The organism is Sulfitobacter brevis (assembly GCF_900112755.1).
Classification (GTDB): Bacteria; Pseudomonadota; Alphaproteobacteria; order Rhodobacterales; family Rhodobacteraceae; genus Sulfitobacter; species Sulfitobacter brevis.
The window spans coordinates 1-1,760 of sequence record NZ_FOMW01000064.1; the positions used below are offsets into that span (position 1 = coordinate 1).

Consider the following 1,760-nt stretch of genomic DNA (forward strand, 5'->3'; position numbering starts at 1 on the left):
CCCCAATGGAAACAGTGGGCTATCGGTCGAAGTTAAACTACTGCGTGAGCAAATAGAAAAAACAGACCTTGAGCGTGACCGAGAACGGCGACAGTTAGAAGATCAGATCGACGATTTACGCCGCCGCCTCGATGGTTCAGAGAGTGAACGCACTAGATTAACCGCCCAGCTTACCGATCAACGCGAGAAGTCAACAGAAGCACCTAAGCGCGGATTTTGGTCGCGTTTGAAAAGGTAGTATCTTGTGATGGTGCGAAGAGGGGCAGGGCGGGTAACTCTACAAAACTAATATACTCATCCTGCCGTCCAAGCTGTGTTGCAACCTTTTCGAGATTTATTCGCTTTAGAAGATCAACTGTTATAGGCCGCTTTTCTGACCAAAAAACCATAGATTCTAAGAATTTTTGGCATGGCTCAGAGTTTAATAAATCGGCCAAAAAGTAGGCTTCTTCCTGTGTTTTTGCATTGAGGAGATATACCGTATCGTCAAAGACGACAGGTTTGCCATCAATGGGACCAACAACCTGAAACTCTAGCCTTTTGTAAAAGCCTGAGATTGCTACTTTCCAATCTGTAAAGGTGTAGGCACCTACACCGAAAATAGAGAATCTCGGTTTGTTTCGATATATAGAACTGCCTCGACTGTCCAACGCCTCGCCATGTTGTTCCAGATATGCCCATGTCAAAGGCGCTTGTTCGCGAATACAGTCTGTAGCTTCGCCGACCTTTCGTTGGGTAACTATAGTTTCGAGCCGAGATTCTTTTACTCTGCCATTGCCGAGGTCGGAGCTTTTTAGGAGAGGGAAGCGGTACAATTTTTCTAGTTGAACAGCTTGGCCGTATCCATTCTTGAGTTCGCCATCGACTTTGCGAAGCTCCATGACCTTGCTGCTGTCGTGTTTTACTCCAGAGCGCCATGTGTAATGGTTATCTTTTCCCAGAAGCTCTCTATGATCATAAAACTGATCAACGTGCGAGAGCATCATCCCATCATGATATCCAAAAGTATTTGAAGGCTCTGTCGCGTCAAAACTGTCGAAGAAAGCACAATCAGTTGTGGTTTTTCCCCCATTGGTTTTGACCGAGAAGAAGCAGGCGTCGACAGCCGCTGAAAAATGTTCCATCGCGTCGATTTGCACCATGCGGCTACCTGTTGTTGGAACGCCATCTTTCCATGCATGACGCAAGATTTTTCGCGCAACGGAAGTCTTGCAGAGCATAGCTAAACAGCCGCTATGCTCGCTGATCCACTTCAAATTTTGAATTAGCATCCACTCTGATATGTCGAAGTTGGCTTTTCCTGTAACCGCCTCGAAGCCTGTGTATTTTTGAAAGTTCGATTTTTCAGGAAGGTTACTTCCTTTGAGCCGACCAATGTCAGCACTCGTGACCCAAGGCGGATTCCCCACGATCAAGATTGGTTCGGGCAGCTTTCCAAGAAGACTAGCCCAATCAGTCTTGAAAAAGTCACCCTCTCGCAAATCGAAGCGATGGCTGTCAGAGCGATCTGATACTGTAGATCGAACATTGGCCAGATAATTAGGCTCGATTTCTAAACCAACAACTTTTTCAGCTTCGGGGAAGATGTCCGCAGCGGCCAGAAGAAATGCGCCAACACCACAGGTCGGCTCAATGATAGTTCGAGGTCGAAAATCGGGGTCGAGCTTTCTCAAGTGAGATAGAGCTTGCCGTGCAAGTTCTGCGGGGGTTTGAAAGTCCCCAAACTCCCAAGTTTTTGCTTCTTTGCTTGGTGCCATTAT

The 1,760-nt window shown here is 46.9% G+C and carries 2 protein-coding genes; one reads left to right on the forward strand and one right to left on the reverse strand.

The window, feature by feature from the left end:
- Positions 1–238 (forward strand): hypothetical protein (locus tag BM174_RS21295; protein ID WP_218152963.1); only part of this gene is annotated, 238 nt, incomplete at its 5' end.
- Here the strand turns inward: BM174_RS21295 and BM174_RS20710 are convergent.
- The coding region (locus BM174_RS20710) for an N-6 DNA methylase (RefSeq protein ID WP_143092523.1) at positions 204–1,760 on the reverse strand (1,557 nt) is incomplete at its 5' end. The two genes, BM174_RS21295 and BM174_RS20710, sit on opposite strands and share 35 nt — an antisense overlap.